The following is a 26,359-nucleotide window of genomic DNA, read 5'->3' as shown; positions in this document are numbered from 1 at the left end:
CGAATTGCTTGACGACCATAGAGCGTTGGAACCACCTGATCCCATCCCGAACTCAGTAGTGAAACGACGCATCGCCGATGGTAGTGTGGGGTTTCTCCATGTGAGAGTAGGTCATCGTCAAGCTTAAATTCCAAACCCCTCATTCGCGAAAGCGAGTGGGGGGTTTGTTTTTGCGTCGAGAAAAGTGGACTGCAGGTTGATGATTTGAACGCAAGATTCGGTGAGTAAGGTGTTGAACCTGCTGTTACCGTAAGGCCAGTCTTCACCTGTTGAGTTACACCGATGACTTCTTTGCCCAGCAAACAAGCCCGAGCGGCACAAACACTCACTGATCCACGCTGGCCCCTGGTCCAGCAGCGAGACAAAACGGCGGATGGCCGCTTCGTCTACTCGGTAAAAACCACTGGAATCTATTGCCGGCCATCCTGCTCTGCGCGCCAAGCTCTGCCGGAAAACGTGCAATTCCATAGCAGTTGTCAGGCGGCAGAAGACTCAGGTTTTCGCCCTTGTTTACGCTGCAAGCCTAATCAGGCTTCCTTGGCTGAGCAGCAGCAGGCGCTGGTCGAGCAGGCTTGTCGCTTGATCGCGGAAGCGGAAACTCCGCCATCACTTGAGCAACTGGCTGCGCAAGTCGGCCTGAGTCCTTATCACTTTCATCGGTTGTTCAAGTCGATCACAGGCGTTACGCCAAAAGGCTATGCCAATGCCCAGCGGGCGGCCCGCGTGCGCAACCATTTGCAGCAAGGTGAGACGGTAACCGCCGCCTTGTACGATGCAGGCTTCAACTCCAGCGGCCGCTTTTATACGGTGGCGGATAAATTGCTCGGCATGACGCCGAGGGCTTATCGAGACGGCGGCACCAACGTGCGCATTCGCTATGCGATTGGCAGTTGCTCGCTGGGTAGATTGTTGGTCGCACAAAGTGATAGGGGCATCTGCGCCATTTTGTTTGGCGATAATTCCCAGGAGCTGGAGGACGATCTGCAGCGACGTTTTCCACGTGCTGAACTCGAAATCGCCGATGCCGCATTTAGCCAAACGCTCAGCGAGGTCATCACGTTTGTCGAGGCGCCTGCGACTGGGTTGAGTCTGCCGCTGGACATCCGTGGAACGGTATTTCAGCAGCGCGTGTGGCAGGCCTTGCAAGCGATTCCTCCCGGCGAAACCGCTAGTTACCGCCAAGTGGCCGAGTCCATCGGTTCTCCTCGAGCTGTGCGGGCAGTGGCCGGTGCTTGTGCGGCAAATTCGTTGGCGGTGGCTGTGCCTTGTCATCGCGTGGTGCGTAACGATGGAGGGCTTTCGGGCTATCGATGGGGCGTTGAGCGCAAGCGCGCGTTGCTAGAAAAAGAGGCAGATTGAGCGCAGATGGCTCTAATTGAGGGCATTTTGCCAACGCCAAAAAACAGTTTCAGTGTGTGATTGGCGTATGTATATGAATGATTTTAAAGGACTATTTCTGCAATCATTCGTATCGATGGTTACTATCGCGTCCTTTCACTTCTGCTAGAAATCTCGGTGAGTACCATAGGCTCCGTACCCACTTTCCAGCCCCCGCAAGGAGCCCAAAAATGAAAAGCCAAGTATTCGCCAGCCTCATCCTGGCCAGCCTCTCCGCTAGTGTATTCGCTCTTCCTTCTGACCAGCCACAGTTCACTTTTGGCGCTCAGTTGAACCAATCATCTCTGGTTGCCGAAGGTGGTGCTGACCGCGCCGCTGCCAACCGCGTAGCTGAAGGTGGTGCAGATCGTACCGGCGCTAACCGCGTAGCTGAAGGTGGTGCAGATCGTACCGGCGCCAACCGCGTAGCTGAAGGTGGCGCAGACCGCGCCGGCGCTAACCGTGTAGCTGAAGGTGGCGCAGACCGTACCGGCGTTAACCGCGTAGCCGAAGGTGGCGCTGACCGTATCGGTGCTAACCGTGTGGCTTGATGTTCAGCTTCACCTCACACGAAAAGCCCGGCCACATCAGCCGGGTTTTTTTATGGGCATTGCCACCTCAATACTGAACGCAAGTGCTGAACAGTTGTTGGATCGCCAGTTTGCGCTGGCTATGGCGCAACAATAGAATCAGCTCGCGATAAAAGGTCAGCTCCCCTAATTCGATAATTCGCACTTTGGCACCGCTCTCTACCCACAGGCCTGCCAGCGGAATCAGCGAAACGCCGAGCCCATGCTCGATCATCTTCACAATCCCATCCAGCTCGTCCAGCTCCAGGGCAACATCAACATTCAGACGCTGTTCGCGCAGAAAACGGCTGACCAGGCGCCCGCCAAACGAAGTGCGGTCGTAGCGTACCAAAGGCTGCTCGCGCAGGATCTGCAGTGGATCGTCACCTTGCACATCCAGCGGCACGATCAGTACAAAGGGCTCTTCACGCAGCACTTGGGTATACAGCTCTTTCGGCAGTGGGAAGGGCGGGCGAATCAGGATCGCCACATCCAGGTCGCCCGCATCCACCTGGTTCAGCAGGTTCAACGACACCCCCGGCACCAGCTTGGCTTCCACCCGCGGCGCTGCTTCACGCAGGCGTACCAGGGCGGCGGGGAGCAGCCCGGTCTGTACGCTGGCAATGGCACCGATCTTCAGCTCACCGCTGTAGCTGCCCGAGCTGTCGTTGTTGGCCATGCGTTCGAAGATCTCCAGCATCTCCTTCGCCATGGGTAAGGCCCGTTCGCCCGCCGCATTAAGCACTGCCTGACGTCCGGTACGGTCGAACAGCGAGTGGCCCAGGGCATTTTCCAGGTTGCGGATTTGCGCGCTGACTGCCGATTGCGTAAGCCCGGCGTGCATGCCCGCGGCGGCAAAGGTGCCATGGCGGGCGACGGCGATAAAGGTCTTGAGTTCGCGCAGCATGGAGATCTCGATTGATCAAAAATATTTGAGCTCGCTGCAAAAACTAACGTCTTTCAATCAAATGTGACAGGGCTAAAATTCCCCTCACCGTGATCCCCTAGAGGCATAGCCCATGAGTCTTTCTCCGTTCCACCTGGCCATTCCTGTGTTCGACCTGGTTGCCGCGCGCCGCTTCTATGGCGAGGTGTTCGGTCTGGCCGAGGGCCGTTCAAGCGAGCATTGGGTGGATTTCGATTTCTTCGGCCACCAACTGGTGATTCACGAGCACCCGAAAACCTCGTCCCAGGAACAGGCCCACACCAACGCGGTGGACGGCCACGACGTTCCAGTGCCCCATTTCGGTGTGGTGCTCGGTTGGGCTGAGTGGGAGGCGCTGGCCGCACGCCTGCAGGCGCTGGGCACCGCATTCGTGATCGAGCCCTATGTACGTTTCAAGGGCCAGGTGGGCGAGCAGGCGACCATGTTTCTCTTCGATCCCTGCGGCAATGCCCTGGAGTTCAAGGCCTTCAAGGACATGAGCCAACTGTTCGCCAAATAGCCGGGTAAGGCGCCTTCGCGATATCCTTGGCGCCCTTTAAACCTGCCAGGACCCGCGCCCATGAAAGACCAACTCGTAGAACTGATCAGCAAAATAAGTTCGGGGTGCATGGGCGCCGAGGAAATCGACAAGATCGCCGACGAAGCGGCGCAAGCCTACGCCGATCCGGCCGCTTTTCTGGCGGCTAATCCGGACATCAACTACGACGATACCTTTCCTATCCCGCTCGGTGAGTGGGTGGTGGTGGGCAGCTTGCCGGAAACCGTACTGTTCCAGGCCGACACCTATCCCGACCTGCTGCAACAGATCATTGATTCATTCGGCAAGGAAGTGACCTTCAACATCAAGCCCAAACAACTGCAGAAGACCGAGCCGCTGACGGCGATGAACCGCATTCAGGTACAGCTCAGTGCCCTGAGCCCGGAGACCAAGGGATATGTGCTGATGGACTTTAGCCAGCCCCTGGACGATGAGATGCAAGCGGTGTTGGTGTACACCACGGATCTGGAACGAGTGTTGGAGTTATGCGCAGCAGTGGGAATTGCTGCGGCAGGTTCATACGAGGCGTTGCGGGTTGCGGTACACGTTTAAGCGGTGGTTGCTTCATTGAGGCTGAAGCCTCTCCCACAATGGACCGCAGTCTTGTGGGTGGGCTTCTGCCTTGATCTGTCTTAACCCACCAGCAACCAGGCACCGGCACCCGCCGACGCCATACCCGCCATGCGTACCAGCGGCGCTGCTGCCGATGGCAACACCCGCACCAGCGCATAACCAGCCGCATGCAACGCCGCTGTGGCGGCGACGAAACCTGCGGCGTAACCCCAAGGGCTCGCTACCTCAGGCAGCTCCAAACCATGTGCCACACCATGGGCCAGGGCAAACAGCGCCGTCAGGCCAACCGCCACGGCAACTGGCGGACGTACCGCAACGGCAACGAGCAGACCCAGCGCCAGCACCGAAGCGGCAATTCCGGTTTCCATAAACGGCAATTGCAGCCCTTCAAAACCCAGCACGCCGCCCAGCAACATGGTGCCGACAAAGGTCAGCGGCAGCGCCCAGCGTGCAGCGCCCTTTTGTTGTGCGGCCCACAGGCCTACGGCGAGCATGGCCAGCAAATGGTCCAGACCGGTTACTGGGTGGGCGATACCGGCCAGCAGACCGCTGCTGTCGTGGCCCGGGTGGGCGAAGGCAACGGCGGGGGAGAGGAACAGCGCCAGGCTGAACAAGGCTTTACGCAGATTCATGGAAGCTCCTTATTGGCGAATGCGTAGGAAGAGTCAGGCTGCAGTGAGCAGGCCCTGTTTTTCGATAAAGGCGATGATTTCGTCGAGGCCCTGGCCAACCTTCTGGTTGCTGAACACGAACGGCTTGTCGCCGCGCATCTTCTTGGTGTCGCGCTCCATGACTTCCAGGGAGGCGCCCACCATCGGCGCCAGGTCGACTTTGTTGATCACCAGCAGGTCGGATTTGCAGATGCCGGGGCCGCCTTTGCGTGGCAGCTTGTCGCCCGCCGAGACGTCGATGACGTACAGCGTCAGATCGGACAGTTCCGGGCTGAAGGTAGCCGAGAGGTTGTCGCCACCGGACTCGACGATGATCAGGTCCAGGCCCGGGAAGCGGCGGTTGAGCTGGTCAACGGCTTCCAGGTTGATCGAGGCGTCTTCGCGGATCGCGGTGTGCGGGCAGCCGCCGGTTTCTACGCCGATGATGCGCTCGGGCGCTAGGGCTTCATTGCGCACCAGAAACTGCGCATCTTCCTGGGTGTAGATGTCGTTGGTGACCACGGCCAGGTTGTAGCGCTCGCGCAGGGCCAGGCACAGGGCCAGGGTCAGGGCGGTCTTGCCGGAGCCTACCGGGCCACCGATACCGACACGCAGGGGTTGGCTGTTCATAGTTGACTGTTCCTTTTGGCGATCAAGAGCGGAAGAGGCGGCTGTACTGGCGCTCGTGCGCCATGCTGGCCAGGGCCAGGCCGAATGGGGCGCTGCCCCGTTGTTCAGGTGCGCTGTGCACGGCTTGGGCTTGCGCCTGCTGCAGCAGCGGTAGTAATTGCGAGGTCAGGCGCTGCGCGGCTTGCTGGCCCAGCGGCAGGGTTTTCATCAGTACCGCCAGCTGGTTTTCCAGCCAGCCCCAGAGCCACGCAGCGAGGGCGTCTTCGGCGCTGATTTGCCAGGCGCGTGCGGCCAGAGCCCACATCACGGCCAGACCTGGTTCGTTTTGCTCGGCGAGAAAGCAACGTGCCTCGTCATCCAGTTCCGGCAAGCCCTCCAGCAACTGCTTCAGCGAGTAGCCCATTTGCCGGCTTTCCTGCTGCAGCTCGCGGGTTTCGCGGCTGGCTCGATGCTGTTCGCTGAGGGTCGACAGGCTGGACCAATCACCCGCCACTGCGGCACAGCAATGGGCCCACAACAGCGGTGCCTCGAAGCGAGCCAGGTTGAGCAGCAGTTGATCGGCAATCCAGCGCCCGGCTGTGTCGGGGTCGCAAACGATTGCGCGCTCCACCGCCATCTCCAGCCCCTGGGAATAGCTGTAGCCACCGATCGGCAGCTGTGGGCTGGCCAGGCGCATCAGCGCCCAGGCCGGATTCAGGCTAGAGAGAGAGGGGCTCATGCTCACGTGCGCACGCCAAACTGGTGCAGGCGCGGCGCGTAGCTGAACTCTTCGTCGCCGGCATGGGAGTGGTGATGGCCGCCGCCATAGGCGCCCTGTTCCGGTTGGTAGGGCGCGTCGATCAACTCGACCGTGGCGCCCAACTGCTCAAGCATGGCTTGCAGCACATAGTCTTCCGGCAGGCGCAGCCAGCCATCGCCCAACTGCAGGGCGACGTGGCGGTTGCCCAGGTGATAGGCCGCGCGGGTGAGTTCGAATGCGTTGGCGCAGGTCACGTGCAAGAGGCGTTCGGGGCTGGCGCTGACGCGTACCACGCGGCCGTCCTGGGCCTGGAGACACTCGCCGTCGTGCAGGGCGGGCTGGCCGCGTTCGAGAAACAGGCCGACGTCTTCGCCCGCCACCGTAAAGCAGCGCAGGCGGCTTTTGCTGCGCGCAGCGAAGCTCAAGTGCAATTCGGCGTCCCAGCTTGCTTGTGGCTGGATACGGGAATGGATGACCAACATAAGGCAGTACCGGCAGATTCAATACAGCGTGCAGAGCAAGGGCGGTGCCAAGGCTGGCGAGGGTAGCGCTGAAGCGGCCTACACGCCTGTGGGATAAAAACTGGGGCATTGGTCAGGTTTTATTTGGTGCGCGACAGGGTCTTTCGCACCTTTCTGGTGCTCTGCGTGGGAGCGGCTTCAGCCGCGATGCTTTTAAGACATCAAGAGCATCGCGGCTAAAGCCGCTCCTACGGGACCTGCGGCATAACGCTGCCTTTAGCGCCCTGCCGCAATCGCCACTGCCGCGGCGGCGGTGCGCGTTTCCACCCCCAACTTCACGTACACGTGCTCCAGATGTTTATTCACGGTGCGCGGGCTCAGACCGAGGATGTCGCCGATGTCGCGGTTGGTTTTCCCACAGCTGACCCACTGCAGAACCTCGACTTCCCGTTCGGTCAGTTGAAAACGTTGCGCCAGGGCTTGTTGGGTCTGCGCCTGGGTGGGCACCGGTTTCAGCGCCGGCACGCTGCGCGCCGATTGCAGGCTGCGGGCGGTACGCAGGTGGGCCGCGACACGGGCCAGCACCTCGTCCGGGCGAATGGGTTTGGTCACGTAGTCGATGCCACCGGCGGCAAACCCTTCCACCACATGTTCGCTATCGCACAGGGCGGTCATGAACAGCACCGGGATGTCCGCCAGTTCCGCCTGGGCCTTGATCCGCCGGCAGGTTTCGAAGCCATCCAGGCCCGGCATCATCGCATCCAGCAGCACCACATCCGGGCGCCTACGCTGCATGCGCTCCAGCGCGCTGGCGCCATCCAGCGCCACCAGCACCATATAACCGGCCATATCCAGGGCATCGGAAAGCAGCGCGAGGTTGTCCGGGGTGTCGTCGACGATCAGCACAATGCCTTGATCGGCGGGAGGGAGGGCGGCGTTGACGGCGTTCATGGGGTCTCCTCGGCGGCGGGTTGGTTGGGGGCGGCGGCGTGCAAGGCGTCTTTGACTCGACGATTAAATTCGTTCAGTTGGAAGCGTTTAACCTGCGCGCGCAGGCTCTGGGTGTAGGTGGCGCTGGCGGGCTCGTGCTGATCGAGCCAATCGAGTTTTTCCAGGATGCCTTTGATGTAACCCAACTCGCCGAGCTCGTAGAGTTCGGCCAGGGCGGTGGCGGACGGCACCACCAACGCCTGTGGTGACGGCGCGATGATGTTGGCGCGCTTGACCCAGCGCAGGCCCAGGTAGGTCTGAATTTTCTCCAGCAGCGCCGGGGTGTGCACCGGTTTGGCCAGGTAGTCGTTGCAGGCCGCGGCGACGCTACGCTCACGGTCATCGGCAAAGGCGTTGGCGGAAATCACAATGATCGGCGCCAGCGACAGCGCGTTGCGGCGGATCAGCCGGCTGGTTTCCCAGCCATCCATGTGCGGCATCGACAGGTCCATCAGAATCAGGTCCGGGTTGAGCAGCGCCACCTGGCGAATCGCTTCCTGGCCACTGGCGGCTTGGGCGATATCAAACCCCAGCGGTTCGAGCATGCCGGCGAGAATGCGCCGGTGCTCGACGTGGTCGTCCACCACCAGAATCAGCCGGCGCGGGCCCTGGTAGCCGATGATGTCGTGCTCCACATGCACCACCGCCTGTGGCACCCGCACTTCGGAGAGAAACAGCCGCACCTGAAAACAGGTGCCTTGGTCCGGCACGCTGCGCACCGACAGCTCGCCACCCATCAGCGAGGTGAGCATGCGGGTGATGGTCAGGCCCAGGCCGACACCGTTGTCCTGGCGCATCAGGTCGCCGCGTTCGAACGGCTGGAAAATCCGCTCGATCTGCTCGGGCGCAATACCAATACCGGTGTCGACGATTTCAAAGGTCGCCGTCTCACGCATATAGCTGACCCGCAAGGTCACCTGGCCGCTGTCGGTGAAACGCACGGCGTTGCCCAGCAGGTTGATCAGAATCTGCCGCACCCGTTTTTCGTCGCCGCGCACCACGGTGGGCATCCGGCCCTGTTGTTCGAGGCGAAAGTGCAGGCCCTTTTCCTCGGCCTGCGGGGTGAACATGCGCTCCAGATCATGGATGAATTCCGGGAAGGGAATTTCACTGAGCTCCAGCTGCAATTTACCGGCTTCGATCTTGGCCACATCCAGCAGGCCATCGATCAGCGACAGCAGGTGCGAGCCGCTGCGGTAGATGGTCGCCAGGGCGTCGTGGTGTTGCCCCGGCATGCCGCTGTCGCGCTGCAGAATCTGGGTGTAGCCAAGAATGCTGTTGAGCGGCGTGCGCAATTCATGGGACAGGCCGGTGACGTAGCGGCTCTTGGCCGCGTTGGCCGCCTCGGAGGCTTCCTTGGCTTTCTGCAGGGCTTCGTCGGTGCGCCGGTGCGCTTCGATTTCCTGCATCAGCAGCAGGGTCTGGCGGTCCGATTCTTCCTGCGCGACGCGGCGGCTTTCGCGGGTCAGCACCACCCACCAGGCGAGGATGCCGGCAAACACCGTGAGGGTCAGAAAGGCTTTGAGAAAGGCCAGGTACAGGGTCTGCTGCACTTCCGGGGAATGCGGCAACAGGCTGTGGGACACCTGGCTGTAGATCATCAACAAGGCGCCTAGCAGCAAACCCACCAGCACCAGCAGCAAACCCAGGTACTGCGCCAGGCGGCTGTGCAAACGAGGAATCGAGGCGCGCGGGAACAGCCAACGGACAAAGTTATCCATTTGCTCGGCCAGCCGCGCCTGCGGTTTACAGGCATCGCCACAACGGGCGTCGAGCGAGCAGCACAGCGAGCAGATCGGCGTGCTGTAGGCCGGGCAGAAGGCCATGTCCGGCGCTTCAAACGCATTGCTGCACAGCCCGCATTGCAGCTCGGCCACCGGCCCTGCGGGGTAGAGCAATTGCGGCGCGCTGCTGCGGGCGATGTAGTAGCGGCCCTTGGTCAGCCAGGCGATCAGGGGTGCGGTGACAAACGCCGTACCCAGCGCCACCACCGGCGAAGCGGCCTCCAGCATCACCCCGAACACCCCGCCGTGGGCCAGCACCGACAGCAACGAGGCCACCAGCATGGCGCCGACGCCCACCGGGTTGATGTCGTACAGGTGCGCCCGTTTGAACTCGATATGACTCGGCGACAAGCCCAGGGGTTTGTTGATCACCAGGTCGGCGACCACCGCGCCAATCCAGGCAATCGCGACGTTGGCATACAGCCCCAACACCTCCTCGATCGCGTCGAATACGCCGAGCTCCATCAGCATCAAGGCGATCGCCACGTTGAACACCAACCACACCACGCGCCCGGGGTGGCTGTGGGTGACGCGGGCAAAGAAGTTCGACCAGGCCAGGGAGCCGGCGTAGGCGTTGGTGAGGTTGATCTTCACCTGCGAGACGATGACGAACAGCACCATCGCCGCCAACGCCCACTGCGGCGAACTGAACACATACCCGAAGGCCACCAGGTACATCTGCGTCGGCTCGGCGGCGCGCTCCATGGGGATTTCGTGCTGCAACGCAAGGAAGGCGAGAAAGGCGCCAGCGAGCATTTTCAGCGCGCCGGGAATGATCCAGCCGGGCCCGGCCATCAGCAGCGCGGCCCACCAGCGCTTGCGGTTGGCAGCGGTTTTTTCCGGGAGAAAACGCAAGTAGTCGACCTGCTCGCCAATCTGCGTAATCAGCGCCAGGGCCACCGTGCAGGCGGCACCGAAGGACAGCAAATTGAACGCGCCGCCTTCGCCCTCGCGACCGGCAAAGCTGGTCCAGTCGCTCAGGGCTTCGGGGTTTTTCCAGGCCACGAACAGGTAGGGCAACAGCAGCAGCACAATCCACAGCGGCTGCGTCCACAACTGCAATCGGCTGATCAGCGTCACGCCATAGGCGGCCAGGGGAATCACCAGCACCGAGCAGATGACATAGGCCAGCGCCAATGGGATATGGAAATACAGCTCCAGGGCCAAGGCCATGATCGCCGCTTCGAGGGCAAAGAACAGGAAGGTGAAGCTGGCGTAGATCAGCGAGGTGATGGTCGAGCCGATGTAGCCGAAGCCGGCGCCGCGGGTCAGCAGGTCCATGTCCACGCCATAACGCGCGGCGTAGTAGCTGATGGGCAGGCCGGTGAGAAAGATCACCAGGCTCACCGCGAGAATGGCCCACAGGGTGTTGGTAAACCCGTAGCTCAACGCCAGCGCGCCGCCGATGGCCTCCAGGGCCAGAAACGACACCGCGCCCACCGCCGTATTGGCGATCCGCCATTCCGACCACTTGCGGAATGAGCGCGGGGTGTAGCGCAGGGCGTAGTCCTCCATGGTCTCGTCGGCGACCCAACTGTTGTAGTCGCGGCGGATCTTGACGATGCGCTGGGTGCCGGTTGCTTGCACGGTGGGCTCCTGGAGCAAGTGCGGGAGGGTTGAGGAGCTTGAGCAACTTCCATGCCCCGGCCTTGGCCGCTGTTAAACGCCCGCCTCAGGCGCCTGGGCTTCTGTCTGGCTGCGTGAAGTGGGTCTAGCTTGCACCAGCCCGGAGCACCCCGCCCTACGTCAGATGACGTATGCCGTTACGTCAACCTGCGTATACCCCCGCCGAGGCGCTGCGCCCCATTCTTGCCGCAACCCCAAACCGGTACCCGAGAGGCGAGCCGGGGAGGCCAACTACCAGAGGAGCAGCATCATGGATTCACGATTGACGAGCTTTCTTCCCCGTCGGCTGGCGCTTGGTGCGGCGGCACTGTCGCTGCTGGCGGCCAGCGTGTTCAGCCAGAGCGTGCTGGCGGATGCGGCCAACACCACGGGCCTGGCGGTCACCGACACCACCGTCACCGTCGGCCAACTGCACTCGGCCACCGGCACCATGGCCATCTCCGAAACCGGCGCGATCCAGGCCGAGCGCCTGGCCATCGACCAGATCAACGCCTCGGGCGGCATCCTCGGCCGGCAGATCAAAGTGATTCAGGAAGACGGCGCCTCCGACTGGCCAACCTTCGCCGAAAAAGCCAAGAAGCTGCTGGAGAGCGACAAGGTTGCCACGGTGTTCGGCTGCTGGACCTCGGCCTCGCGCAAAGCGGTGCTGCCGATCTTCGAAAAAGACAACGGCCTGCTCTATTACCCGACCTTCTACGAAGGCCTGGAGCAGTCCAAGAACGTGATCTACACCGGGCAAGAAGCTACCCAACAGATTCTCGCCAGCCTCGACTGGATCGCCAAAGAGAAGGGCGCGAAAACCTTCTACCTGCTGGGCTCGGACTACATCTGGCCGCGCACCTCGATGAAGATCGCCCGCAAGCACATTGAAAACGTGCTGCACGGCACTGTGGTGGGCGAGGAGTACTACCCACTGGGCAATACCCAGTTCGGTTCGCTGACCAACAAAATCAAACTGAAAAAACCGGACGTGGTGTTTGCCGCCGTGGTCGGTGGCTCCAACGTGGCCTTCTACAAACAGCTGAAAGCCGCCGGTATCACCAGTGACAAACAAACCCTGCTGACCCTGTCGGTAACCGAGGATGAAATGCTCGGCATCGGCGGCGAGAACATGAAGGGCTTCTACTCCTCGATGAAGTACTTCCAGACCCTGGATAACCCCAACAACAAGAAATTCGTTGAGGAATTCAAGGCCAAGTACGGCAAGGACTCGGTGATCGGTGACGTCACCCAGGCCGGCTACCTCGGCCCATGGCTGTGGAAAGCGGCGGTGGAAAAAGCCGGCAGCTTCGACGTCGACAAAGTGGTCGCCGCCTCCCCTGGCATCGAGCTGACCACCGCCCCTGAAGGCTACGTGAAAGTGCACGACAACCATCACCTGTGGAGCAAGGCACGGATCGCCGAAATTCAGGCCGATGGCACCTTCAAGGTGGTGCATGAATCGGAGCTGATTGAGCCGAATCCGTTTCCTAAGGGTTATCAATAACTGGGTGGGGGCTGGGTTTCGTTTCGATAGCCAACCCCCTCTCCCTAACCCTCTCCCCGCTGGGGCGAGGGGACTGAACCGCGTACACCCAACCACCCCCTCGCCCCTTCGGGGGAGAGGGCCGGGGAGAGGGGGGACTTTCACCTTCGTTCCCCCCTTACTCCACCCATCAGGAGACCACTCATGGAATGGCTATCCGACTTCGGCGCAATCGCCGTCATGCAGGGGTTCAACGGCTTGTCGGTGTTCTGTGTGCTGCTGCTGATGGCACTCGGCCTGGCGATCATCTTCGGGCAAATGGGCGTGATCAACATGGCCCACGGCGAGTTCCTCACCGTTGGCGCCTACACCACCTATGTGATCTCGTCGCTGACTCTGCACTACGTACCGGCCATGCAGCCGTACTACTTTTTCTTCGCCATCATCGCTTCGTTCTTTATCGCCGGTGCCCTTGGCTGGCTGGTGGAGTGGGCGATGATCAGCAAGCTTTATCACCGCCCGCTGGATACCCTGCTGGCGACCTGGGGCCTGTCCCTGGTGATGCAGCAAGCCTTCCGATCGATCTTCGGCGCCCGTGAAGTGGGCGCGGAAATGCCCGAGTGGATCATGGGCTCCTGGGCGCCGACGGCGGCTGTGGATATCCCCAAGAACGGCCTGTTCGTGATGGGCCTGACCTTTCTCTGCACTGCCACCATTTTCCTCATGCTCTACCGCTCGCGCTGGGGCCTGCAGGTGCGCGCCACCATGCAGAACCGGGTGATGAGCCGGGCCGTGGGGATCAACACCAAGAAGGTCGATCGCATGACCTTTGCCCTCGGTTGCGGCGTAGCCGGAGTGGCAGGTGCGGCGTTCACCACCATCGGTTCGACCGGGCCGACTGCGGGTTCGCTGTACATCGTCGACACCTTCCTCACCGTGGTCTTCGGCGGCGCCGCCAGCCTGGTGGGCACCATTGCCTCGGCATTCACCATCGCCCAGGCGCAATCGATCATGGAATTTTTCCTCTCCGGTTCCATGGCCAAGGTGCTGACGCTGTCGGCGGTGATCCTGATTCTGATGCTGCGCCCGCAAGGCCTCTTTTCGATAAAAGTCCGTAAGTGATCGGCCTCGTTATGCACGAATACACGATAGGAAACCGCCCATGAAAAACGCATACGAAAGCCTGCTCGGTGGCAAGCAGGGGGCCATCGGCCTGCTGGTGCTGGCCACCCTGATACTGGTGGTGTTCCCGCTGCTGCTGGATACCTTCCGCCTGAATATGGTGGGCAAATACCTGACCTACGCCTTCGTCGCTGTCGGCCTGGTGTTGTGCTGGGGTTATGGCGGCATTCTCAGCCTTGGCCAGGGTATCTTCTTTGGCGTCGGCGGCTACTGCATGGCGATGTTCCTCAAGCTTGAAGCTTCGGACCCGGAGAGCACCAAGATCCAGTCCACCCCCGGCATTCCGGACTTTATGGACTGGAACCAGATCATCGAACTGCCGCTGATGTGGCAGCCGTTCCACAGCTTCAGCTTTACCCTGTTGGCAGTGGTCGCGGTACCGACGTTGCTGGCGCTGATCATCGGTGTGGCAATGTTCAAACGGAGGGTGGGCGATGTGTATTTCTCCATCGTCACCCAGGCCATCGCCGCCATTCTGACCATCCTGATCATCGGCCAGCAGGGCCTCACCGGTGGGGTCAACGGCATCACCGACCTGAAGACCCTGCTCGGCTGGGACATCCGCCCGGACAGCTCGAAAACCATCCTCTATTTCGTCAACGCCTTCCTGCTCCTGGGCTGCGTGTTGCTCGGCCGCTTTATCCTCACCTCCAAGCTGGGCCGTCTGCTGATGGCCATGCGCGACAAGGAAGAGCGGGTGCGTTTTTCCGGCTACGACGTGGCCAGTTTCAAGATCTTCGTGTTCTGCGTGGCCGCCGCGTTTTCGGCGATTGGCGGGGCGATGTTCGCCTTGCAGGTGGGCTTTATGTCGCCGAGCTTCGTCGGCATCGTGCCCTCCATCGAGATGGTGATTTTCGCTGCGGTGGGGGGGCGCATGTCGTTGCTCGGCGCGGTGTACGGCACCTTGCTGGTGAGCTTCGGCAAAACCTATTTCTCTGAAAGCTTCCCCGAGCTGTGGCTGTACCTGATGGGCGGCCTGTTCATCGTGGTGGTCATGTACTTCCCCAACGGCATCGCCGGCCTGTGGGAAAGCCATGGGCGCACATGGCTGTCGCGTTTTGCCCTGGGTAAAAAACTGTTCGGCGTGCCGGAGGTGAAGGCCCGCGTATTTGCCGCCAAGCCGGCCGAGAAAAGCGCACCCCGTGAACTGGAGACCACGCCATGAAAAGCCCAGCCACCCATAGCCCGGCTGGATTCCAGGCGGCCAAACCGGTGTTGGCCATCGAAGGCCTGACCGTGTCGTTCGACGGCTTCAAGGCGGTTAACGACCTCAACCTGTACGTCGACCGCAACGAAGTGCATGTGGTGATCGGCCCCAACGGCGCCGGCAAAACCACGGTGCTCGACCTGATCTGCGGCAAGACCAAATCCACCACCGGCAGCATCGAATTCGAAGGCCGTGAACTGACCAAAATGCGCGAGTACGACATCGTCCGCGCGGGTGTTGGGCGCAAGTTCCAGAACCCCTCGATCTACGAAAACCTGACGGTGTTCGAGAACCTGGAAATGTCCTATCCGGCTGGGCGCAAAGTGTTCGGAGCGCTGTTCTTCAAACGCAGCGCCGAGGTCATCGCGCGGGTGGAAGAGGTGGCGGGTGAAATCTTCCTCAGTGACTTCCTCGACAAGCAGGCCGACCTGCTGTCCCACGGCCAGAAGCAGTGGCTGGAGATCGGCATGCTGCTGATGCAAGACCCCGCGCTGCTGATGCTTGACGAACCGGTGGCAGGCATGAGCGTCAGTGAGCGGGTGCAGACGGCTGAGCTGCTGAATCGCATCAGCCAGGGGCGCTCGGTGCTGGTGATCGAACACGACATGGAATTCGTCAAAAGCATCGCCCACCGGGTGACGGTGCTGCACCAGGGCAAGGTGCTGGCCGAGGGCAGCATGGAGGCGGTGCAGAGCAACCCGAAGGTGATTGAGGTGTACCTGGGGCACTGAGTTTTTAGCGCCCCTCTCCCGCCCTTCGGGCACCCTCTCCCGCACACGGGAGAGGGGATTGATTGGCGAATATCGAGCACGAGGCAATCCTATGTTCACCATTTCCAACCTGGTCTCCGGCTACGGCCAGAGCCAAATCCTCCACGAGCTGAACCTCAACGTGGCTAAGAAAGAAATCGTCGCCGTCATGGGCCGTAACGGCATGGGGAAAACCACGCTGTTCAAAAGCCTGATGGGCGTGTTGCCGCAATGGGGCGGGCAGATCACTGTCGATGGTCGGGACGTATCCAAACTGGAAACCCACCAGCGCGTCGAACACGGTATCGCCTATGTGCCCCAGGGACGGATGATTTTTTCCCATATGACGGTGCTGGAAAACATCCAGACCGGCCTGCCGGCCTCGGCCAAGGGCAAGGTGCCGGATGACCTCTACGCGCTGTTCCCGGTGCTGCACGAAATGCGTTCGCGCAAGGGCGGTAACCTCTCTGGCGGCCAGCAACAGCAGCTGGCGATTGCCCGCGCGCTGGCCACCAATCCCAAGGTGTTGCTGCTCGATGAACCTACCGAAGGTATCCAGCCGTCGATCATCAAAGACATCGCCCACAAGCTCAAAGAGATCCGCAATCTGCGTGACCTGACCATAGTGGTGTCCGAGCAGGTGCTGAGCTTCACCATGGAAATCGCCGACCGCTTTCTGGTGATCGAGAAGGGCAAGTTCGTGGTCGAGGAAACCCGCGACAAGGTGGATGAAAAGACCATCAGCCGGTACTTGTCGGTGTGATCGTTGTGTAGGTTGGGCTGAGCAAAGCGAAGCCTAACATGCGTCCGCCTAGTAGCCGCAATGTTGGGCTTTGCAGCCCAACCTACCCATTTTTCGGCGTTCGCCGAGGCATACGCTCGTCTCGATTTTGTGTGTTCATCGACCTACGTCATCCAACGTATTTATCGATTTCCCCAGCCGAACAAGACTAGCTCCGTACCCCGGCGCGCTACCGCGCTCACCTCCTAACAAGGTCCCAGGAGCTTTGTCATGACCGATACGCTGATCAAGGTCGACCTCAACCAGGCCGCCACCGAAAACGAGCAGATCCACAACCGCTGGCACCCGGATATTCCGATGGCCTGCTGGGTAAAACCGGGCGACGATTTCATCCTGGAAACCTATGACTGGACCGCCGGCGCAATCAAGAACAACGACGATGCCAGCGACGTGCGTGATGTCGACCTGACCACTGTGCACTACCTCTCCGGCCCGGTCGGTGTACATGGCGCCGAACCTGGCGATTTGCTCGTGGTCGACCTGCTGGACATCGGCGCCAAGCCGGATTCGCTGTGGGGCTTCAACGGCTTTTTCTCCAAGCAGAATGGCGGTGGTTTTCTCACCGATTATTTCCCTGAGGCGCAGAAGTCCATCTGGGATTTCAAAGGCATGTTCACCAGTTCCCGGCACATTCCCGGGGTCAATTTCGCCGGCCTGATTCACCCCGGTCTGATCGGCTGCCTGCCGGACCACAAAATGCTCGCCGACTGGAACAAGCGTGAGCAGGAACTGATCGATACCAACCCCACCCGTGTACCGCCGCTGGCCAATGCGCCGATGGCACCGACCGCGCACATGGGCAAGATGAAAGGCGAGGCCCGTGACCTGGCCGCGCTGACCGGCGCACGCACCGTGCCGCCCCGTGAGCACGGCGGCAACTGCGATATCAAAGACCTGTCGCGTGGCTCGAAAATCTTCTTCCCGGTGTATGTCGATGGCGCCGGGCTGTCGGTGGGCGACCTGCACTTCAGCCAGGGCGATGGCGAAATCACCTTCTGCGGCGCGATCGAAATGGCCGGCTGGGTGCACATGAAGGTCGAGCTGATCAAAGGCGGCATGGCCAAGTACGGGATCAAGAACCCGATCTTCAAACCCAGCCCCATCGTACCGACCTACAACAACTACCTGATCTTCGAAGGCATCTCGGTGGACGATGCCGGCAAGCAGCACTACCTGGACGTCAACCTGGCCTACAAGCAGGCCTGCCTGAACGCCATCAACTACCTGACCAAATTTGGCTATTCGCCGGCCCAGGGCTACTCGCTGTTGGGCTCGGCACCGGTGCAGGGGCACATCAGCGGCGTGGTGGATATCCCCAACGCCTGCGCCACCTTGTGGCTGCCCACCGAGATCTTCGAATTCGATATCAACCCGAATGCTTCCGGCCCGACCAAGTACCTCGATGGCAGCATCGACTTACCCAAAGCGCCGGACAAATGAGTTTCGTCACCTGGGCGATGCCGGGGCCGGGCGGCGTTGGCATGGCCCAGGTGATGGAACCCTAGTGGGACAGAGGTAGGTTGGGTTGAGCCAACGGCGAAGCCCAACGGCGCGTTCCATTGATGACCGATACGCGCCGGCCTGCGGCCGGCCTGTTGGGCTTCGCTTTGCTCAACCCAACCTACGCCGTTCGGCAATTTGAGGGATTTTCGATGCCCATCTACGAATACGACTGCGCCGACTGCGGCGGCTTCACCTTGCTGCGGCCGATGGCCGACCGCGATGAACCCTGCCATTGCCCCGCCTGTGGCAGCACCAGCAAACGGGTGATTCTCTCCGCCCCCTGCCTGTCCACCATGGCCGGCAGCCAACGCCGCGCCCATGCCGCCAATGAACGCAGCGCCCATGCGCCGCAAACCCTCGACGAATACAAGCAAGCGCGCAGACACCCGGCCGGCTGTGGCTGCTGCAGCGCCAACAAACCGCTGGCGCCAACCAAGGCCAATCCACATGCAATGAAAGGCAAACCAGCGGGTCGGCCGTGGATGATCAGTCATTGATTCGGTAGTGGCGGCTGGCCGCCACGCCATCGGCGCAAACGGCGTGATTTCGCCACTTCCAGCCCCAAACAGACGGGCGAAAGGCTCTAGAAAGGGATCGGGGGCTAAGCTGACAACGGTACGTGTCTTGCTAAGGTATAAGTAATTACTGATACCATCTATAAAAAAACCGTTGTTGGAAAATCCCTATGCCCAGAGCCTCTCACCATGCGCTGCGCGGCACCTTCCGTGCCTTGCTGTCCTCCGAATTCTGTTACCACACCGCGTCGGTGTTCGACCCGATGTCCGCGCGCATTGCCGGCGACCTGGGTTTCGAAGTCGGCATTCTCGGCGGCTCAGTCGCCTCCCTGCAGGTACTGGCCGCGCCGGACTTCGCCCTGATCACCCTCAGCGAATTCGTCGAGCAGGCCACCCGCATTGGCCGCGTCGCCAACCTGCCGGTGATCGCCGACGCCGACCACGGCTACGGCAACGCGCTGAACGTGATGCGCACGGTCAAGGAACTGGAGCGCGCAGGCGTCGCTGCCCTGACCCTGGAAGACACCCTGCTGCCGGCCCAATTCGGGCGTAAGTCCACCGACCTGATTCCAGTGGAAGAGGGCGTCGGCAAGATTCGCGCGGCGCTGGAAGCGCGCGTCGATGCCGAGCTGGCAATCATTGCCCGCACCAATGCCGGCGTGCTGCCGGTGGATGAGGTGATCAGCCGCACGGTGGCCTACCAGAGCGCCGGTGCCGATGGCATCTGCATGGTCGGCATCACCGACTTCGAACACCTGGAGCAGATTGCCCAGCACCTGACGGTGCCGATCATGCTGGTGACCTACGGCAACCCGTCGCTGCGTGACGATGCCCGTTTGGCCAGCCTGGGCGTGCGCATTGTGGTCGACGGCCACGCCGCCTATTTCGCCGCGATCAAAGCCACCTACGACTGCCTGCGTGAACAACGCCAGGTGGTGGCCACCGACCTCAGCGCCTCGGAGCTGTCGCACAAATACACCCACCCCGAGGACTACCTGCTCTGGGCCAAAGAGTTTATGGAAGTGAAGGAATAACCCAGACCGTTCATACCCTCGCCCCTTGCCCGCGCTTGTAAAAAGCCGCCCGCGCGCCCATATCTGTACCCAACGCAACATCTAACCGGGAGACAGACCATGGCCGGCGGTTGGGCAAGTGACGGAGCCGTACAAGAGCAGATCGACAGCAGCATCGAGGACGCCATCGCGCGGGCTCGCAGCCAGCTGCCCAAAGGCGAAAGCCTGAAACACTGCGAAGAATGCGACGCCGCCATTCCCGAGGCACGGCGCCAGGCCATTCCAGGCGTGCGTTTGTGCGTTACTTGTCAGGCTGAACACGACAAGGAAAATGCCGCCAATGCCGGGTATAACCGCCGTGGCAGCAAAGACAGCCAGCTCCGCTAGAAAAACTACTGCGCTCGGTTATGCGGCGTTAAAAACAAACTCAAAATGCTCATTGGCTACAGCCAACTCCGCTTTTTCGTTTGTTTTTGCCTTGCCTAACCTTCGCTCGCTACGTTTTTAACTTTTTATCCACTTCAACCTGTCAGCATCACCGTGCCTGCAGTGAAAGGAGGCTCGATGGACTTCAAGGATTACTACAAGATTCTGGGTGTTGAACCCACCGCGGACGAGAAGGCGATCAAAGCCGCTTACCGCAAACTCGCGCGCAAATATCACCCCGACGTGAGCAAGGAAAAAGACGCCGAAGTGCACTTCAAGGAAGTGGCCGAGGCCTACGACGTGCTCAAGGATGCGGACAAACGCGCCGAGTTCGATGACCTGCGCAAGTATGGCCAGCACGGCCGGCCGTTCGAGCATCCGCGTGGCCGCCAGCCGGGCGCCGGCGCTTTTACCGATGCCTATGGTGGCGACTACTCGGACTTCTTCGAGTCGATCTTCCGCCGTGGCGGTGGCGCCGAAGAAGCGCGCAACCGGGCGCGCAAAGGCCAGGACGTAGAGATGGAACTGCCGGTGTTTCTCGAGGAAACCCTCGACGGCGAAGCGAAGAAAATCTCCTTCCAGTTGCCGGGCTCCATGGGCCAGCCTGCGCAGAGCAAAAGCCTCAACGTGAAGATTCCGGTCGGCGTGGTGGATGGCGAGCGTATCCGCCTCAAAGGCCAGGGTGGCCCCGGTATGGCCGGTGGGCCGGCGGGCGATCTGTACCTGAACATCCGCTTTGCGCCGCACCCGCTGTTCGATGTGCAAGGCAGCGACCTGGTGCTCACCGTGCCGCTGGCGCCGTGGGAAGCGGCACTCGGCACCAAGGTTGAGGCACCGACCCTGAGCGGCCGCATCACCCTGACCATTCCGGCCAACAGCCAGAGCGGTCAGCGCCTGCGCGTGAAAGGCCGTGGCCTGGGCAACAAGAACGGCGAGCGTGGCGACCTGTATGCGCAGTTGAAAGTCGTGATGCCGAAAACCACCAGCGACGATGCGCGCAAACTCTGGGAGAAGTTGGCGCAGAAGGTCGAGTTCGATCCCCGCAGCGAATGGAGCAAATGACTATGAGCGTCCCATTAGGCATGCAAGAGCTTTGTCAGACCGTGGCGATTCCCGCCGCACTGCTGATTGAAATCGTCGAGCACGGCATCATCGACCCGCCCGGGCGCGGTCCTGACAGCTGGGAGTTCGACCAGCACGCGCTGATCACCTGCCGGCGCGCCGCACGTTTGCAGCGCGAGCTGGAGCTTGAGTGGTCGGGCATCGCCCTGGCCCTGCAACTGCTCGACGACCTGGAGCAGGTGCGCCGCGAAAACCGCCAGCTCAAAAGCCAGCTCGGGCGGTTTCTCAGCGAGTAAACCGGCTCAGAACCCTTAGCCAGGTTCAGAACAGCGTGCGTTCGGCCTTGAACATCACGTAGTCCTCGCAATAGCCGTTGTGTCCAGAGTAGGCCACGCACTGCGGCCCGCTGAGGCTGGAGCCGCTGTAGGAGAGGTTCAGGTCGATGCCCGCCCAGGGGCGCGACAGGTTCAGCGACCAGTCATTGAACACCCGCACCAGGCGCCCATCGCCATAACCCACAGCATCATCCAGCGAGTGGTTGGCGTACTTCATCGACAGGTTTATCGCCAGCGGCGGCTGCAACGCCAGGTCCATCAGCAAGGTGCTGTCGGCACGCCCCGGTGCCTGGCTGAAGGCCGCGCCGAAGCGGCTTTCAAGCAGGGTGAGGCCGGCGTAGTACTCGTTGCTGTCGTTGGCGCTCAAGCCTGGGTGGCTGTAGCGAATCAAGCCCATTTCGTAACCGAAGCGGTTGTTGAACGGGCGCTTGAAGCCGCTGTAGGAGTCGAGCTCCAGTTGGCTGTCACGGGCGATGCCCATGCTCGGCGACCATTGGCCGAAGTACCAGCCGCTGTCGTGGGTCAGGTCCAGACCGCCTTGAAAGGTGCCGCTCTGTGAGGGCTGCACCAGGCCCTGGGCCATGCTGCGGGTGGGCGTGGTGCCGAGTTGCAGGTCGTAATCACCCAGCTCGCGCTGCAGCACCTGGGCATGGGCGTCAGCACAGGCAAAAACGGTCACGGCCAGTAGGCTGGCTTTCAGTTTGTTCATCACTTGCACTCCAGATGTTGAGGAGTGGCGTGCACGCTGGCAGGGGCGCTCGGCCAGTTGTCGCAGCAGCGGTTGGCACACTGTTGCAACCTGTCGTCCACGCTTGCGGTCGACCCTCTTGTGGGGCGTTTATGGCGCTGAACCGCAAGCTAGAGCGGTCCGACTTTACCCCTATGAGTTTCGGATGGGCCGCCATTCGTCGATGCAGAGCAAAAAATCGACGGGCTGTCGAAAAGGCCATCAGATAAGCGCAAAGCCGCTGGCTAGACGCTATTAAGTCGCTAGTAGGGGTTGAAAGCACTTCCGGGCCCCGGCACGATGCTTGCCAAGCTAACGATCTGCCTCGCCTTGCTCTGGAGCGGTAATGTTTTCCCAGATTCTTTCCACCCTGCTGCCGGTGTTTCTGATTGCCGGCTGCGGTGCGCTGTACGGCCATTTCCGTAAACCGGATATGCGCGGCCTCAATACCCTGAACATGGAACTGCTGGTGCCGCTGCTAATCTTCGCCGTGCTCGCCGACAGCAAGGCGGCGCTGCAGGACTACGCCAGCCTGGCAGTGGCTGGCGCGGTGATTGTGCTCGGTTCCGGCCTGCTGCTGTGGCCGCTCACGCGGTTGCTCAAGCTGGATTGGCGCACCTTTCTGCCGCCGATGATGTTCAACAACACCGGCAACATGGGCCTGCCGCTGATGGTGTTGGCGTTTGGCGAGAAGGCGCTGCCGGCAGCGGTGGTGCTGTTTATCGTCGAGATGCTGCTGCACTTCACCGTCGGCCTGCGCATGCTCGACCCGGCCACGCCGGTGTGGCGCCTGTACCGCATTCCGGTGGTGCTGGCGACCATTGCCGGGCTCGCGCTCAACCTCGCCGAGCTGCACCTGCCGCACTGGTTTCTGGAGTCGGCCAATATGCTCGGCAGCACCTGCGTACCGCTGATGCTGTTCGCCCTCGGTGTGCGCATGCTCGATGTGGATTTCAGCGCCTGGAAAATCGGCCTGCTTGGCGCCGTGGCCTGCCCACTGAGTGGGTTGATTCTGGCCTGGCCTCTGATTCAGCTATTCGACCTGCAAGGCCTGCAACTGGCCTGCCTCTGGGTGTTCGCCGCGCTGCCACCGGCGGTGCTCAACTACATGCTCGCCGAGCAATACCAGCGTGCGCCGCACACCGTGGCCTCCCTGGTGCTGATCGGCAACCTGGGCAGTGCGGCGGTGATGCCGGTGGTGTTGGGCCTGTTGTTTTCGGCGGGGTATGGCACGCCGGTGCCTTGATGGACGGCGGGGCTATCGCGGCTGGGCGCTTCAGTGCTTGGGCAACATCACTGTAAACGTGGTGCCGTCTGCCTCATTGGAGACCACCTGAATCGTGCCGCCGTGGGCGATCACCACTTCGTTGACGATAAACAAGCCCAACCCCAGGCTGGTTTCGCCGGCGCGGTCGCTGGTGCTGCGTACCAGGGGATAGAAGAGGGTGGAGATGGCGCTCTCGGCAATCGGCTCGCCGTGGTTGTGCAGGGTCAGCGTTACGCTGTCGGGCTCGCCGAGCAGGCGTAGGGTAATGGGTAGGTTGCTCGCGCCGTGCTGCAGCGCGTTGCCGATCAGGTTCTGCAGCAATTGCTCGATACGGCCCTGATCCCATTCGCCCTCGGTGGCGCCTTGCACCTCGAAGTGCAGGTCGCTCAAGGGTTGGCCGGCGGCGGCTTCGTCGATGGCGGCCTGGCATAGCGCGCTCATGTCCACCGGGATTCGCACGATTGGCAGGCTGTTGCCCAGACGGCTGCGCACGAATTCCAGCAGATCGTTGACCATCGCGCTCATGTGTCGGGTGCTGTTGCGGATGCGCTGTACGTGGCTGCGGCCTTTGTCATCGAGGCCGGCTTTGCTCGCCAGCAGCTCGCTGGACATGCTCACCGCCTGCAACGGCGCGCGCAGATCGTGGCCCAGAATGGCCAGGAAGATATCGCGGGAATGGTTGACCTGCTCGGCATAGGCGGCGGTGGACTCGGCCAGCGCTTCGTCGATGGCTTCGTTGAAGCGGATCAGGTCGCGCATGTGCACCAGTTCCATCTGCACCAGGCTGTCGGTCCACAGGCGGATCACGCTGGCGCGCAGGTGACGGAATTCGGAGGTCATCTGCACCAGGTCAAAACCCACCTGGTGGCGCAGTTCGCCGTGGCTGGCGGCGGCCACGTCGAGGCTCGGGGTCTTTTCCGGGCCTTCGCCCATGGCCTTGGCCGCGCGCTCCATGGCGCTCTGCTCTGTGTTCATGTCGCGCGCTGCAGCCAGCAGAATGGAGCGCGCGTGGTCGCGCAGCTCTGCGCGGTTCATGCTGTCGGCCGCCGGGCGAATGGTCATGGCAAAGGCCTCCCATTCATCGACGATGCGATCAACGGTGGCGACAATGAACTCGGCTAAACGCATGGCTTTCCCACCCCGGACTACGGCGACGATTAGGCATAGTAGTCGCTTTCGTTGTGCTTGCTAGCGGCGTTTGGCCGCCATGGCAATTCAGGGTTTTACTTCGGCCAGACGGTCATGCTCCAGAGTCAGGGCGATCACCACCGGCTGGCTGGGGAAGTTCGGTGAGTCGTCCACCGAGTTGGCCATCGCCGGGATGTTGAAGGTGACGGTGCGGGTCTGCTCATCGCGGCTGGCGCTGGCGTTCAGCTCCTGAATGGCACGGAAGTTATCGCCGCCGATCTGCATTACATCGATCAGCCGGTAGTGCGCATCGCCTTCTTCCGTGGCGTCGGGCTCGAACACGGCCAGGTACTGGTTGTAGCTGTTGCCCTTGTCGAAGCCTTCGACGGTGAACACTGCCAGGGTCACTTGCTCGTATTTGGACAGGGTCAGGGTTTGCGTCATGGTCGCCTCCGGGTAGCCGGTGGCGAAGCCGTCGCGCAGCAGGGCGACCAGGTGATCAACCTGGGTTACCAGTTCCTTGGGCGGGGCGTCGGCTGTTACGTCGGGGCCACCTTCAGCATGGGCGAAGGCACAGCACAGGGCCAGGGCGGCCGGCAGCAGAGCGATTTTCATACCTGAATATCCGCGAGCGAGAGAGGGCGCGGATGGTAGAACATCGCGGCTGAAGCCGCTCCTACGGATCGCACAGAATTTAGAGCGTGGTGGCCTTAAACGTATCGCAGCCACTCACCTTGCCACCCTCATACCCGGTCTTGAACCAGCGCACCCGCTGCTGCGAGGTGCCGTGAGTGAAGGAGTCTGGCACCACCTGGCCGCGGGCCTGTTTCTGCAGGCGGTCATCGCCTATGGCGTTGGCGGCGTTCAGGGCTTCTTCGAGGTCACCCGGTTCCAGCCAGTTCAACCGCTGCTGAGCGTGGAAGGCCCACACCCCGGCCAGGCAGTCGGCCTGCAATTCCTGACGCACCAGCAAGCCGTTGGCGCCTTCCATCTTGGCCCCGGCCTGGCGGGCGTTGTTCACTTTGGCGGAGATGCCCAACAGCGTCTGCACGTGGTGGCCGACCTCGTGGGCGATCACGTAGGCCTGGGCAAAATCGCCCGCAGCAGAAAAGCGCTGGGCCATTTCCTTGAAGAAATCCAAGTCGAGGTACACCTGGTGGTCGCCCGGGCAGTAGAACGGGCCGGTGGCCGAAGAGGCGAAGCCGCAGGCCGAATTCACCCCGCCGCGAAACAACACCAGGGTTGGGTCCTGATACTGCTTGCCGGCCTGTTGGAAGATGGCGCGCCAGGTGTCTTCGGTGTCGCCAAGCACGGCGCGGACGAACTCGGCCTGCTCGTCATTGGCCGCCGGCGCATGACCTTGCTGCTGGGTGGGGGCGGTGGAGATGCCGGCCTGGTTGGCCAACTGACCGAGGATCTGCATCGGGTCCTGGCCGGTGATCAGGCCGAACACCACGATGATCGCCACCGCGCCCAGGCTCAGACCCTTGCCACCGCCGATGCGCATGCCGCCGCCACCGCCACCGCTGTCGCGGGCATCCACTACGTTGTCGCTGCGTCGGCCTTTCTTCCAGAGCATGGCTCTTCTCCTGATCCGTGGCGTTTGAGTGTCGCTGCTCGGTGCGACGGGCGCCAGGCCGACGGTCAGCTAAATCACTGGCCGGGGTAGCGCGTCAGCACCTGCTCGGTGCCGTCACGCTGCACACCGATCACAGCATAGGCATCGCTAACGCCGCCTTGTTCCATTCCTGGTGAACCCATGGGCATGCCAGGCACGGCAGCACCGATCAGATCCGCGCGCTGGCGCAGCTTGAGCACGTCGGCTGCCGGCACATGGCCTTCGACGAATTTGCCGTCGATTACTCCGGTGTGGCAGCTGCCCAGACTGTGCGGCACCCCCAGGCGGGTCTTCACTGCGCTCATGTCGTTTTCGACGTGGTCGGCAACCTTGAAACCGTTGTTCTGCAGGTGGCTGATCCAGGCCTTGCAGCAGCCGCAGTTGGGGTCGCGGTAAACGTCGATGGCAATCGGCTCAGCCGCTTGCAGGGTGCTGGCAAACAACAGGGAGAACAGGGCGAGGCGGCGCATGGCAATG

The 26,359-nt window shown here is 61.6% G+C and carries 28 protein-coding genes and 1 rRNA gene; 17 read left to right on the top strand and 12 right to left on the bottom strand.

Translation table 11 applies throughout. From position 1 onward, the window contains the following. Positions 1-7: 7 nt before the first annotated feature. The 3 genes from rrf (at position 8) to C8K61_RS21735 (ending at position 1,928) form a co-directional block, all read left to right on the top strand. Positions 8-123: ribosomal RNA gene (gene rrf, locus C8K61_RS21745) — 5S ribosomal RNA — on the top strand. A gap of 159 nt (positions 124-282) precedes the next feature. Continuing rightward, positions 283-1,359 (top strand): bifunctional DNA-binding transcriptional regulator/O6-methylguanine-DNA methyltransferase Ada, encoded by a 1,077-nt coding sequence (gene ada / locus C8K61_RS21740; protein ID WP_108098377.1) that lies wholly within the window; start codon positions 283-285, stop codon positions 1,357-1,359. 209 nt (positions 1,360-1,568) lie between these two features. Beyond that, positions 1,569-1,928: a phage infection protein gene (locus C8K61_RS21735; RefSeq protein WP_108098376.1), complete on the top strand. Its 360-nt coding sequence runs from the start codon at positions 1,569-1,571 to the stop codon at positions 1,926-1,928. A 67-nt stretch (positions 1,929-1,995) separates the two neighbouring features. Here the strand turns inward: C8K61_RS21735 and C8K61_RS21730 are convergent, their stop codons facing one another. After that, positions 1,996-2,853: a LysR family transcriptional regulator gene (locus C8K61_RS21730; RefSeq protein WP_108098375.1), complete on the bottom strand. Its 858-nt coding sequence runs from the start codon at positions 2,851-2,853 to the stop codon at positions 1,996-1,998. A 112-nt stretch (positions 2,854-2,965) separates the two neighbouring features. On the opposite strand from C8K61_RS21730, the gene C8K61_RS21725 reads away from it, so the two are divergent. Next, positions 2,966-3,391 (top strand): VOC family protein, encoded by a 426-nt coding sequence (locus C8K61_RS21725; protein WP_108098374.1) that lies wholly within the window; start codon positions 2,966-2,968, stop codon positions 3,389-3,391. A 60-nt stretch (positions 3,392-3,451) separates the two neighbouring features. After that, positions 3,452-3,982: a hypothetical protein gene (locus tag C8K61_RS21720; RefSeq protein WP_108098373.1), complete on the top strand. Its 531-nt coding sequence runs from the start codon at positions 3,452-3,454 to the stop codon at positions 3,980-3,982. Between the two features lie 80 nt (positions 3,983-4,062). Here C8K61_RS21720 and C8K61_RS21715 read toward each other — a convergent pair whose 3' ends face one another. The 6 genes from C8K61_RS21715 to C8K61_RS21690 form a co-directional block, all read right to left on the bottom strand. Next, positions 4,063-4,635 (bottom strand): HupE/UreJ family protein, encoded by a 573-nt coding sequence (locus C8K61_RS21715; protein WP_108098372.1) that lies wholly within the window; start codon positions 4,633-4,635, stop codon positions 4,063-4,065. A 33-nt stretch (positions 4,636-4,668) separates the two neighbouring features. Next, positions 4,669-5,283 (bottom strand): urease accessory protein UreG, encoded by a 615-nt coding sequence (ureG, locus tag C8K61_RS21710; RefSeq protein ID WP_108098371.1) that lies wholly within the window; start codon positions 5,281-5,283, stop codon positions 4,669-4,671. Positions 5,284-5,305: 22 nt separating this feature from the next. Then, positions 5,306-5,980: an urease accessory protein UreF gene (locus tag C8K61_RS21705; protein ID WP_108098395.1), complete on the bottom strand. Its 675-nt coding sequence runs from the start codon at positions 5,978-5,980 to the stop codon at positions 5,306-5,308. A gap of 23 nt (positions 5,981-6,003) precedes the next feature. Continuing rightward, entirely contained in the window at positions 6,004-6,504 is a 501-nt protein-coding gene (gene ureE / locus C8K61_RS21700) for an urease accessory protein UreE (RefSeq protein ID WP_108098370.1), read from the bottom strand. Between the two features lie 255 nt (positions 6,505-6,759). Then, positions 6,760-7,434 (bottom strand): response regulator, encoded by a 675-nt coding sequence (locus tag C8K61_RS21695; RefSeq protein WP_108098369.1) that lies wholly within the window; start codon positions 7,432-7,434, stop codon positions 6,760-6,762. Beyond that, positions 7,431-10,844: an ATP-binding protein gene (locus C8K61_RS21690; RefSeq protein WP_108098368.1), complete on the bottom strand. Its 3,414-nt coding sequence runs from the start codon at positions 10,842-10,844 to the stop codon at positions 7,431-7,433. The genes C8K61_RS21695 and C8K61_RS21690 overlap by 4 nt, the downstream gene beginning before the upstream one ends. Positions 10,845-11,133: 289 nt before the next feature. Here C8K61_RS21690 and urtA point away from each other — a divergent pair, with 289 nt between their 5' ends. The 11 genes from urtA to C8K61_RS21635 all read left to right on the top strand — a co-directional run bounded on the left by urtA (position 11,134) and on the right by C8K61_RS21635 (position 21,103). Beyond that, positions 11,134-12,369: an urea ABC transporter substrate-binding protein gene (gene urtA, locus C8K61_RS21685; RefSeq protein ID WP_108098367.1), complete on the top strand. Its 1,236-nt coding sequence runs from the start codon at positions 11,134-11,136 to the stop codon at positions 12,367-12,369. 183 nt (positions 12,370-12,552) lie between these two features. Then, the gene (urtB, locus tag C8K61_RS21680; protein WP_178086490.1) at positions 12,553-13,470 is read left to right on the top strand and encodes an urea ABC transporter permease subunit UrtB; all 918 of its coding nucleotides are present in this window, start codon (positions 12,553-12,555) and stop codon (positions 13,468-13,470) included. A 40-nt stretch (positions 13,471-13,510) separates the two neighbouring features. Continuing rightward, a complete protein-coding gene (gene urtC, locus C8K61_RS21675) occupies positions 13,511-14,695 on the top strand; it encodes an urea ABC transporter permease subunit UrtC (RefSeq protein WP_108098366.1) in 1,185 nt (394 codons plus the stop codon). Next, positions 14,692-15,468 (top strand): urea ABC transporter ATP-binding protein UrtD, encoded by a 777-nt coding sequence (gene urtD / locus C8K61_RS21670; protein ID WP_108098365.1) that lies wholly within the window; start codon positions 14,692-14,694, stop codon positions 15,466-15,468. The genes urtC and urtD overlap by 4 nt, the downstream gene beginning before the upstream one ends. 91 nt (positions 15,469-15,559) lie before the next feature. After that, positions 15,560-16,249: an urea ABC transporter ATP-binding subunit UrtE gene (gene urtE / locus C8K61_RS21665; RefSeq protein ID WP_108098364.1), complete on the top strand. Its 690-nt coding sequence runs from the start codon at positions 15,560-15,562 to the stop codon at positions 16,247-16,249. Positions 16,250-16,498: 249 nt separating this feature from the next. Further along, a complete protein-coding gene (fmdA, locus tag C8K61_RS21660) occupies positions 16,499-17,728 on the top strand; it encodes a formamidase (protein ID WP_108098363.1) in 1,230 nt (409 codons plus the stop codon). Between the two features lie 212 nt (positions 17,729-17,940). Continuing rightward, the gene (locus C8K61_RS21655) at positions 17,941-18,288 is read left to right on the top strand and encodes an FmdB family zinc ribbon protein (protein ID WP_108098393.1); all 348 of its coding nucleotides are present in this window, start codon (positions 17,941-17,943) and stop codon (positions 18,286-18,288) included. Between the two features lie 188 nt (positions 18,289-18,476). Then, positions 18,477-19,340, top strand: coding sequence for an oxaloacetate decarboxylase (locus C8K61_RS21650; RefSeq protein ID WP_108098362.1), 864 nt, complete (start codon positions 18,477-18,479; stop codon positions 19,338-19,340). Positions 19,341-19,439: 99 nt separating this feature from the next. Further along, positions 19,440-19,706 (top strand): DksA/TraR family C4-type zinc finger protein, encoded by a 267-nt coding sequence (locus tag C8K61_RS21645; protein WP_108098361.1) that lies wholly within the window; start codon positions 19,440-19,442, stop codon positions 19,704-19,706. Positions 19,707-19,883: 177 nt separating this feature from the next. After that, positions 19,884-20,807 carry a DnaJ C-terminal domain-containing protein gene (locus tag C8K61_RS21640; RefSeq protein ID WP_108098360.1) on the top strand — a complete coding sequence of 308 codons (924 nt, stop codon included), beginning with the start codon at positions 19,884-19,886 and terminating at the stop codon, positions 20,805-20,807. Next, a complete protein-coding gene (locus C8K61_RS21635) occupies positions 20,804-21,103 on the top strand; it encodes a chaperone modulator CbpM (protein WP_108098359.1) in 300 nt (99 codons plus the stop codon). The genes C8K61_RS21640 and C8K61_RS21635 overlap by 4 nt, the downstream gene beginning before the upstream one ends. A gap of 25 nt (positions 21,104-21,128) precedes the next feature. Here C8K61_RS21635 and C8K61_RS21630 read toward each other — a convergent pair whose 3' ends face one another. Next, entirely contained in the window at positions 21,129-21,854 is a 726-nt protein-coding gene (locus C8K61_RS21630) for a TorF family putative porin (RefSeq protein ID WP_371920016.1), read from the bottom strand. Between the two features lie 361 nt (positions 21,855-22,215). Between C8K61_RS21630 and C8K61_RS21625 the strand changes: the two genes are divergently transcribed. Then, entirely contained in the window at positions 22,216-23,115 is a 900-nt protein-coding gene (locus tag C8K61_RS21625) for an AEC family transporter (protein WP_108098357.1), read from the top strand. A 30-nt stretch (positions 23,116-23,145) separates the two neighbouring features. On the opposite strand, the gene C8K61_RS21620 is transcribed toward C8K61_RS21625, so the two are convergent. The 4 genes from C8K61_RS21620 to C8K61_RS21605 form a co-directional block, all read right to left on the bottom strand. Then, positions 23,146-24,264: a sensor histidine kinase KdpD gene (locus tag C8K61_RS21620; protein ID WP_108098356.1), complete on the bottom strand. Its 1,119-nt coding sequence runs from the start codon at positions 24,262-24,264 to the stop codon at positions 23,146-23,148. 87 nt (positions 24,265-24,351) lie between these two features. Beyond that, positions 24,352-24,879, bottom strand: coding sequence for a hypothetical protein (locus tag C8K61_RS21615; protein ID WP_108098355.1), 528 nt, complete (start codon positions 24,877-24,879; stop codon positions 24,352-24,354). A gap of 79 nt (positions 24,880-24,958) precedes the next feature. Continuing rightward, entirely contained in the window at positions 24,959-25,843 is an 885-nt protein-coding gene (locus tag C8K61_RS21610; protein ID WP_108098354.1) for a neutral zinc metallopeptidase, read from the bottom strand. 74 nt (positions 25,844-25,917) lie between these two features. Beyond that, positions 25,918-26,352, bottom strand: a complete 435-nt coding sequence (locus tag C8K61_RS21605) for a DUF411 domain-containing protein (protein WP_108098353.1) — start codon at positions 26,350-26,352, stop codon at positions 25,918-25,920. Positions 26,353-26,359 lie beyond the last annotated feature (7 nt).

This window comes from Pseudomonas sp. GV071, from assembly GCF_003050835.1.
In the GTDB taxonomy this organism is placed as follows: Bacteria; Pseudomonadota; Gammaproteobacteria; order Pseudomonadales; family Pseudomonadaceae; genus Aquipseudomonas.
This window is presented reverse-complemented; position numbering and strand designations above follow the sequence as displayed.